Source organism: Kitasatospora sp. NPDC096128 (assembly GCF_040303105.1).
Lineage (GTDB): Bacteria > Actinomycetota > Actinomycetes > Streptomycetales > Streptomycetaceae > Kitasatospora.
In genome coordinates this window covers 55,778-64,772 of the sequence record NZ_JBEOSP010000048.1, presented here as the reverse complement: position 1 = coordinate 64,772, position 8,995 = coordinate 55,778, and the positions used below count along the sequence as shown (strand labels likewise).

The window sequence follows — 8,995 nt, the reverse complement described above, 5'->3', positions numbered from 1 at the left end:
GAACCCGGAAGCTAAGCCTCACAGCGCCGATGGTACTGCAGGGGGGACCCTGTGGGAGAGTAGGACGCCGCCGAACAATCATTCAGAAAAGCCCCTGATCCCTTCGGATCAGGGGCTTTTCGCATTTCCGTTGACGTATCGTCAGGGCATGGACGATCAGACAGCGGTCATTGCGAGCAACGTGCTCCGCCCCGAGCAGTGCGACGGCGCCCTGCGTGTTCTGGCGGAGGCCCAGGCCGTCGACGGTCGCGCCGCCGTCTCCGAGCAGGGCCGGCTCCGGCTGCGGAACGCCGAGACGCCCCGGCCGGGTGTCACTCACATCCTCCGGAACGAGAGCGGGACCGTCGTCGGCTACGGCCAGCTGGAGGTGCCGGAGACCGCAGCCGCCAACCCGGCTGCCGAGCTGGTGGTCGACCCGGCCGCCCGCGGTCGCGGCCTGGCCCGTCCGCTGGTGGACGCCGTCCTGGAGCAGGCCCACGCGGCCGGCCGGGACGCGGTGGACTTCTGGGTGCACGGCGGCCATCCGGCGGCCCGGCACCTGGCCGGGGCGTACGGCGCCGAGCTGGTCCGGGAGCTGCGGCAGATGCGTCGCACCGGTCCGCAGACCGAGGCCGTGGCCGTCCCCGAGGGCATCGAGCTCCGTACCTTCCGTCCGGGCGAGGACGACGCCGAGTGGCTGCGGCTGAACGCCCTGGCCTTCGCCCATCACCCGGAGCAGGGCTCCTGGACGGAGCAGGACCTGGCGGAGCGGATCGCCGAGCCCTGGTTCGACCCGGCGGGCTTCTTCCTCGCGACCCGGGACGGCAAGGTCGTCGGCTTCCACTGGACCAAGGTGCACCCGGCCGCCGCCACCGAGCCGGAGCTCGGCGAGGTGTACGTCGTCGGGGTGGACCCGGCCGAGCAGGGCAGCGGCCTCGGCCGCGCGCTGACCGCCGCCGGCCTGCGTCACCTGACCGGCTCAGCCTCCGGCGAGCGCGGACTGGAGACCGTCCTCCTCTACGTCGACGCCGACAACCCGGCCGCCGTCCGGGTCTACGAGCGACTGGGATTCACCGTCCACGAGGTGGACCTCATGTACCGCGCCCGGTACCGGGCGGACCGGGACGCCGACCACTAGACCCACCGCCGGCCCCACCACCGACCCCACGTCGCAGCCGGCCCGGCGGTAACGAAGCGGTCGCGGGCGGCGGCGGGGGACCCCGCCGCCCCCTTGCTCCGACCGACTCAGCTTTCCTCCTGGCCATGCGGTGTTTACCGTGGATTCAATTGCTGCCGCGAAGATCACAGGATGAAGTCCGTAGTGTCTCGCTCGTGCAGAGTCGACCGCCATTCCCCGGCCGGTCCTGTACGGACCGCGCCCGGTGGGTGGGCGCTGTCCCCGGGGGCGACCCGGGGCGAGGGCGACGGCCCGCAGAGCCATTCGTGTTCGGACGTCGTCCTGCTGGAGGAGCTGGAACCCATGAGCATCCCCCGCCCCGTCCCTGCCCCGCTGGCGCCCGCGGCGCGGATGTCCAGTGCGCTGGGCGTCCCGCCGGAGCTGCCGGCCACGGACGAGCAGGAGTTCGAAGCACTGCCGCAGGGCCGCTTCCTGGACCGTGAGCGGAGCTGGCTCGCGTTCAACGAGCGCGTCCTGGAGCTGGCCGAGGACCCGGGGATCCCGCTCCTCGAGCGGGCGAAGTTCCTGGCGATCTTCGCGAGCAACCTGGACGAGTTCTTCATGGTCCGGGTCGCCGGCCTCAAGCGCCGGATCGCCACCGGCGTCGCCCAGCGCAGTGCCTCCGGCCTCCAGCCGCGCGAGGTGCTGGACCTGATCTGGACCCGCTCGCGCGAGCTGATGGCCCGCCATGCCGCCGCCTTCCAGCAGGAGGTGCTGCCGGACCTCGCCGCCGAGGGCATCGAGGTGGTCCGCTGGCCGGAGCTGGCGGAGAAGGAGCAGGCCCGGCTGCACTCCCTGTTCCGGCAGAAGATCTTCCCGGTGCTGACCCCGCTGGCGGTCGACCCGGCGCACCCCTTCCCCTACATATCGGGGCTCTCGCTCAACCTGGCCGTGGTCGTCCGCAACCCGGTGTCCGGCCACAAGCACTTCGCGCGCGTGAAGGTGCCGCAGTCGCTGGCCCGCTTCCTGGAGGCCTCGCCCCAGCGGTACGTCCCGCTCGAGGACGTCATGGGCGCGCACCTGGAGGAGCTCTTCCCGGGGATGGAGGTGCTGGCCCACCACGCCTTCCGCGTCACCCGCAACGAGGACCTGGAGGTGGAGGAGGACGACACCGAGAACATCCTCAAGGCCCTGGAGAAGGAGCTGATGCGGCGGCGCTTCGGCCCGCCGGTCCGGCTGGAGGTCGAGGAGTCGATCGACCCCTACATCCTGGACCTGCTGGTGCGGGAGCTGAACATCACCGAGGCGGAGGTCTTCCCGCTGCCCGGGCCGCTGGACCTGACCGGGCTGTTCGGCATCGCCGAGTTGGACCGGCCGGAGCTCAAGTACCCGAAGTTCGTGGCCGGTACGGCCCGCGGACTGACCGACGTCGAGTCCGCCTCCCAGCCGGACATCTTCGTCGCGATGCGCGAGCGCGACGTCCTGCTGCACCACCCGTACGACAGCTTCTCCACCTCGGTGCAGGCCTTCCTGGAGCAGGCCGCGGCCGACCCGGACGTGCTGGCGATCAAGCAGACCCTGTACCGCACCTCCGGCGACTCGCCGATCGTGGACGCGCTGATCGACGCGGCCGAGTCCGGCAAGCAGGTGCTGGTGCTGGTCGAGATCAAGGCGCGCTTCGACGAGCAGGCCAACATCAAGTGGGCCCGCAAGCTGGAGGAGGCCGGCTGCCACGTGGTCTACGGCCTGGTCGGCCTGAAGACCCACTGCAAGCTGTCGCTGGTGGTCCGCGAGGAGGGCGACACCCTGCGCCGCTACTCCCACGTCGGCACCGGCAACTACCACCCGAAGACCGCCCGGCTGTACGAGGACATCGGTCTGCTCACCTCCGACCCGCAGGTCGGCGCCGACCTCTCGGACCTCTTCAACCGGCTGTCCGGCTACTCGCGCCGGGAGTCCTACCGCCGGCTGCTGACCGCCCCGCGCGGCCTGCGCGACGGGCTGGTCTCCCGGATCCACAACGAGATCGCCCACCACCGGGCCGGCCGGCCCGCGTACGTGAAGATCAAGGTCAACTCGATCGTCGACGAGACCGTGATCGACGCGCTCTACCGGGCCTCCCAGGCCGGGGTGCCGGTGGACGTCTGGGTGCGCGGCATCTGCGCGATCCGGCCCGGGGTGCCGGGGCTGAGCGAGAACATCCGGGTGCGCAGCATCCTGGGGCGCTTCCTGGAGCACTCCCGGATCTTCGTGTTCGGCAACAACGGCGATCCCGAGGTGTGGATCGGCAGCGCCGACATGATGCACCGCAACCTGGACCGCCGGATCGAGGCGCTGATGCGGATCACCGACCCGGCGCACCGCGCCGAGCTGTCCGGGCTGATCGACCTCGGTGTCTCGGACGAGACCGAGTCCTGGCACCTGGGGCCGGACGGGGCCTGGGAACGCCACTCGCAGGACACCGAGGGCAAGCCGCTGCGGCACGTCCAGGACCTGCTCATCGATTCGCGCCAGCGCCGTCGGGCCGCCACCTCGCGCTGACGCGTCCACTGATGCGAGCCGCCGGAGCAGGCGGGGCCCCCGAGGCCCCGAGGGGACCTGCTGCGGCGGTCGGCCACCAGCCCCGGGGAAGGGCCCCGGGGGAACGGGGATCAACCACGCCATGACCGAAGCGCCGATGACGGCCCAGGCGGCCTCCACAGCGACCGCCGGGGACATCCTTTCCCGTCAACTCACCGCCCAGGCCGGCGCGTTCCTGCGCGCCCTGCCGCTCGCGGTGGGCGAGGTCGGCGCCAGACCGGGCTCGGCCGCGGCCGTTCCGGCGAGCGGCACCGCCGACCTGCTGCGGGCCGTGCGGCGGATCGGCGGGCTGCTGCACACCTTCGGGGCCGTGTTCGAGCAGGCCTGGGCGCAGGAGTCGCGCACCGAACTGCGCTGGCTGCTCAACCTGTTGGCGCTGGAGCCCGGTTACGTCCGCCGCTCGGCCCGGCTGCTGGGCGCGGTGGACTCGCTGAGCGGCACGGACCCGGACGGGACGGGCATGCTGGCCGGCCACGCGGGCGCCCCCAAGGCGCGGGCACTGCTGGACCGGCAGCTGACCCTGGCCCGGACCAGGGCGCACTCCACGGTGCTCCAGGAGCTCCGCTCGGCCCGGCTGCACGCCCTGGCGGACCGGATGACCCTGCTGGTCGGCGAGGCGCCGCTGCTGGAGGCGGCGGGCGGCCGGGCGTCGGCGGTACTGCTGCCGCAGGCGGCGGCCGCGTTCACCGCGCTGTCGGCGAGCGCCCAGCAGCTGCCGCTGCACCGGGCCGCGACGCCGTACGGCGGGGACGGGCTGCGCCGGCTGGGCGCGGTGCCGGCGGCGCGCGGCGCGGCGGACGCGGACACCGCGCTGGCGGCCGACGACGCGCCCTGGTCGCGGCTGCGGATCCTGGTGAAGCGGGCCCGGTACGCGCTGGAGGTGTGCGGCCGGTCGTCCGCCGAGCTGGACGAGCTGGACGCGGTGCTGGACCGGCACCAGGAGGCGGCGGACGCCGCGGTGACCGCCGCGACCGCGGCGCGCACCCCGCGGATCACCCCCGCGACCGCCTACGTGCTGGGCGTGGTGCATGCTGATCAACGACTGGAGGTCGAGGCGGCGCGGTACGCCTTCGGCCGCCGGTGGCCCGAGCTCCCGCCGGGCCCGGACGGTTGGCTGGAGCTCCCCCCTGCCGAGGGCTGGGGGCATTCCCCCGCACCACGGACGGCTTGAATTGCACGATCGCCTGAGCACCGGGCGGGCAGCGGACCCGACGGCGGAGCGGGTGACGGCCCGGGCGGGCCGCTTCCCGGTGGTCCTGGCGGCGGGCGGGGTGCTCTGGCTGCCCGGCCGGCCGAAGCCCAGCGGTCGGCTGGGGCGGCCGCGGATCGCGGTGATCCACCGCCCGAAGTACGACGACTGGAGCCTGCCCAAGGGCAAGCTCGACCCGGGCGAGGGGGTGGTCGAGGCGGCGCTGCGCGAGGTCCGGGAGGAGACCGGCTTCCACTGCCTGCTCGGCCCCGAGCTGCCCACCCAGCACTACCTGGCGCAGGGCCGTCCGAAGGAGGTCCGGTACTGGGCCGCGGTGCCGACCGCCGGGGGGTTCCGGCCGAACCGCGAGGTGGACCGCCTGGAGTGGCTGCCCGCGGGCAAGGCCCGGGCGCGGCTGACCCATGACCGCGACCGGTTGCTGATCGACGCGCTGCTGGTGATGCTGGGTGCCAAGCCCGTACGGACGAGCGGGGCGCGGCGGGTGGAGGAACGGCGGAAGTGATCTTCCCGCGCCCATGCCGTGACGCAACCGTTACTACGTGACGTAGTTTCCTGTCATCCGTTCGAGGTTCACTTCCCGTTCACTTGCGACCGGCTGTCGTGTCACTTACCCGGCCTAACTTCGGGACTACCGGCGGGCCGCACGGGCCCCGGACCACAGCAAAACCCATGCTCAGCCGTACTCGTACGGCCCGCGCAGCGGGCAATGCCACAGAAAGGGACACCCCTGTGAAGCTCCAGCGGAACGGCCGCTCCAAGGCCCTCGCCATCGGTGCCATGGCGCTCGTCAGCTCGCTGTCGCTCGCTGCCTGCGGGTCGGACAACAACAACTCCACCACGGCGTCCGGCGGTTCCAGCGGCTCCTCCGCGGCCGGTGCCGCGATCAACTGTGGCAAGGCCGGCACGCTCCTGGGCGCCGGTTCGACCGCGCAGGCCCCCGCCATCGACGTGTGGAAGACCAACTTCGGCTCCGCCTGCTCCGGCACCACGGTCAACTACAGCGGCGGCGGCTCCGGTGCCGGCGTCCAGCAGTTCACCCAGGGCAAGGTCGCCTTCGCCGGCACCGACTTCGCCCTCAAGCCCGCCGACGTCGACGCCTCCAAGGCCGTCTGCACCGGCGGCAAGGCGATCGACCTGCCGATGGTGGCCGGTCTGGTCTCGCTGGTCTACAACGTCGAGGGCATCGACAACCTGGTCCTGGACGGCCCGACCGCCGCCAAGATCTTCGACTCGCAGATCACCAAGTGGAACGACCCGGCCATCGTCGCCCTGAACCCCGGCGCGAAGCTGCCGGACGCCGAGATCCAGAGCTTCCACCGCTCGGACGACTCCGGCACCACCTTCAACCTGACCTCGTACTTCGCCAAGACCGGTGGCGGCGCCTGGAGCGCCGAGCCGAGCAAGGCGTGGAAGGGCAAGGGCGGCCAGTCCGCGAACGGCAGCGCCGGCGTCTCGGCCCAGATCAAGCAGGTCAAGAACTCGATCGGCTACGCCGAGCTGTCCTACGCCCAGACCAACAACCTGAAGAGCGCCCAGATCGCCACCGGTGCCGCCAAGCCCGTCGAGGCGACCGCCGCCAACGCCGCGCTCACCATCGCCTCCTCCACCGTCACGGGCACCGACGGCGACCTCGCCCTCTCCCTGGACTACGGCACCAAGGCCGACAACGCCTACCCGATCGTCCTGGTGACCTACGAGATCGCCTGCGACAAGGGCAACAAGGCCGAGACGCTGGACACCCTGAAGTCCTTCCTGACCTACACCATCAGCGACGCCGCCCAGAAGTCGATCGCCGACAAGGGCTACGTCCCGATGCCGGCCGCGATCGGCGACAAGGTCAAGGCCGCCGTCGGCACCCTCGCCTGACCCGACCGGACCACCGGTGGGACGGCCCCGTGAGCGAGGGGGGCCGGGGCCGTCCCGCCGGAACGCACCAACCCAGCACCAACGTCCGGGGCACCGCCGCCATGGTGCCGACCCCCTACCGGGGCGGCACCACCAGACCGGAGTAGACCAATGACTTCATCCTCCCCTGCCGCCCCGCGAGGCAGGGATCGCCGACAGCGCGACAGCCGCGTCGGCGACAAGATCTTCATGAACCTCGCCCGCGGCGCGGGCATCCTGCTGCTGGTCATCATGGCCGCGATCGCCGGCTTCCTGGCCTGGCGCTCGGGCCAGGCCCTCAGCAACAACGACGGCAACTTCCTCACCACCTTCGAGTGGACGCCGGACGCCCCGAAGCCGGTCTTCGGCATCGCCGTCCTGGCCTTCGGCACCGTCGTCAGCGCCGTCATCGCGATGGTGATCGCCGTCCCGGTGGCCATCGGGATCGCGCTGTTCATCTCGCACTACGCGCCGCGGCGGATCGCCCAGCCGTTCGCCTACCTGGTCGACCTGCTCGCCGCCGTCCCCAGCATCGTCTACGGCCTCTGGGGCGCGCTGTTCCTGGTCCCGCACATGGACGGGCTGACCAGCTGGCTCAACCAGTACCTGGGCTGGACGTACATCTTCGACCAGACCAAGACCGGTACCCCGCGCAACCTGTTCACCGTCGGCATCCTGCTGGCGATCATGGTCCTGCCGATCATCACCGCGGTCTCCCGCGAGGTGTTCCGCCAGGTGCCGCGGATGCACGAGGAGGCGGCGCTCGCGCTCGGCGCGACCCGCTGGGAGATGATCCGCACCGCGGTGCTGCCCTTCGGCCGCCCCGGCATCATCTCGGCCTCCATGCTCGGCCTCGGCCGGGCGCTCGGCGAGACCATCGCGGTCGCGGTGGTGCTCTCCGCCAACAGCATCCTGTCGCTCCACATCCTCGACGCGGGCGGCGGCACCTTCGCGCAGAACATCGCGCTGAAGTTCGCCGAGGCCGGCAACAACGGCCGCGACGCGCTGATGGCCTCCGGTCTCGTCCTGTTCGTGATCACCCTGCTGGTGAACGGTGCCGCGCGACTGATCATCGCCCGCCGCAAGGAGTACTCGGGGGCCAACGCATGACCACCGCCACTACCGTCCCCGAGGACGCCCGGCCGCAGGTCGGCCCGAAGCTGACCGCCAACCGGCTGCCCAAGTGGACCCCGCCCGTCGTCGCCGTCGGCGCGATCGCGGTCGGCTGCGGGATCGGCGCCGCCGGCGGGCTGCAGAGCCACCTCCAGTGGGGCCTGATCTCCGCCCTGCTGTTCCTGCTCGGCAGCTACCTGATCTCGGCCCAGGTCGAGGGCCGCCGCCAGGCCAAGGACCGGCTCGCCACCTCGGTGGTCTGGGTCGCCTTCATCCTGGCCGTCGTCCCCCTGGTCTCGCTGACCGTCTACACCATTCAGCAGGGCATCGGCGTGGTGAACGGGAACTTCCTGAGCCACTCGATGAAGGGCGTGATCCAGTCCGGCCCCGGCGGCGGCATCTACCACGCACTGCTCGGCACCCTCCAGCAGGTCGGCCTGGCCACCCTGATGGCCGCCCCGCTCGGTCTGCTGACCGCCGTCTACCTGGTGGAGTACGGCCGCGGCCGGCTCGCCAAGACGGTCACCTTCTTCGTCGACGTCATGACGGGCGTCCCGTCGATCGTCGCCGGTCTGTTCGTCCTTTCGCTGTGGAACCTCGCCCTGGGCTTCGGCTACTCCGGCTTCTCGGGCAGCCTCGCGCTGGCCATCCTGATGATCCCGGTCGTGGTCCGCTCCACCGAGGAGATGCTCAAGCTCGTCCCGAACGAGCTGCGCGAGGCCTCGTACGCCCTCGGCGTGCCGAAGTGGAAGACCATCCTGCGGATCGTCCTCCCCACCGCGATCGGCGGCATCACCACCGGTGTGATGCTCGCGGTCGCCCGCATCACGGGCGAGACCGCCCCGGTGATGATGCTGGTGTTCGGCGCCGACTACATCAACAGCAACCCGTTCGACGGACCGCAGCAGTCCCTGCCGATGTACATCTGGCAGCAGTACTCGGTGGTCAACAACGACTTCGGCTACGCCCGCGCCTGGGGCGCCGCGCTGGTGCTGATCGCCTTCGTGATGGGGCTCAACCTCATCGCCCGGGGCATCGCACGCTGGCGCTCGCCCAAGGCCGGACACTGAGCGACCGACTGACGTACGAAGACAGACGAGAGAAGCAACGAT

The 8,995-nt window shown here is 71.5% G+C and carries 7 protein-coding genes and 1 rRNA gene; all 8 read left to right on the top strand.

Annotation, left to right across the window (positions count from 1 at the left end; genetic code table 11):
• Positions 1–76 (top strand): 5S ribosomal RNA (gene rrf / locus ABTY61_RS35330); the annotation flags it as partial.
• A gap of 72 nt (positions 77–148) precedes the next feature.
• Positions 149–1,117, top strand: coding sequence for a mycothiol synthase (gene mshD, locus ABTY61_RS35325; protein ID WP_350509265.1), 969 nt, complete (start codon positions 149–151; stop codon positions 1,115–1,117).
• Positions 1,118–1,459: 342 nt separating this feature from the next.
• Positions 1,460–3,637: an RNA degradosome polyphosphate kinase gene (locus ABTY61_RS35320; RefSeq protein WP_350509264.1), complete on the top strand. Its 2,178-nt coding sequence runs from the start codon at positions 1,460–1,462 to the stop codon at positions 3,635–3,637.
• 121 nt (positions 3,638–3,758) lie between these two features.
• Entirely contained in the window at positions 3,759–4,847 is a 1,089-nt protein-coding gene (locus tag ABTY61_RS35315) for a CHAD domain-containing protein (RefSeq protein WP_350509263.1), read from the top strand.
• Positions 4,848–4,899: 52 nt separating this feature from the next.
• Complete coding sequence (locus ABTY61_RS35310) at positions 4,900–5,388, top strand: NUDIX hydrolase (RefSeq protein ID WP_502895485.1); 489 nt, start codon at positions 4,900–4,902, stop codon at positions 5,386–5,388.
• A 227-nt stretch (positions 5,389–5,615) separates the two neighbouring features.
• Positions 5,616–6,752, top strand: coding sequence for a phosphate ABC transporter substrate-binding protein PstS (pstS, locus tag ABTY61_RS35305; protein WP_350509262.1), 1,137 nt, complete (start codon positions 5,616–5,618; stop codon positions 6,750–6,752).
• 150 nt (positions 6,753–6,902) lie between these two features.
• Positions 6,903–7,880, top strand: a complete 978-nt coding sequence (gene pstC / locus ABTY61_RS35300; RefSeq protein ID WP_350509261.1) for a phosphate ABC transporter permease subunit PstC — start codon at positions 6,903–6,905, stop codon at positions 7,878–7,880.
• Positions 7,877–8,953, top strand: coding sequence for a phosphate ABC transporter permease PstA (gene pstA / locus ABTY61_RS35295; RefSeq protein WP_350509260.1), 1,077 nt, complete (start codon positions 7,877–7,879; stop codon positions 8,951–8,953). The genes pstC and pstA overlap by 4 nt, the downstream gene beginning before the upstream one ends.
• Positions 8,954–8,995: the final 42 nt, after the last annotated feature.

Excerpts from the sequence above, each read along its gene's own strand:
- mshD (WP_350509265.1), top strand. The coding sequence starts at position 149 with ATGGACGATCAGACAGCGGTCATTGCGAGCAACGTGCTCCGCCCCGAG.
- ABTY61_RS35320 (WP_350509264.1), top strand. The coding sequence starts at position 1,460 with ATGAGCATCCCCCGCCCCGTCCCTGCCCCGCTGGCGCCCGCGGCGCGG.
- ABTY61_RS35315 (WP_350509263.1), top strand. The coding sequence starts at position 3,759 with ATGACCGAAGCGCCGATGACGGCCCAGGCGGCCTCCACAGCGACCGCC.
- pstC (WP_350509261.1), top strand. The coding sequence starts at position 6,903 with ATGACTTCATCCTCCCCTGCCGCCCCGCGAGGCAGGGATCGCCGACAG.
- pstA (WP_350509260.1), top strand. The coding sequence starts at position 7,877 with ATGACCACCGCCACTACCGTCCCCGAGGACGCCCGGCCGCAGGTCGGC.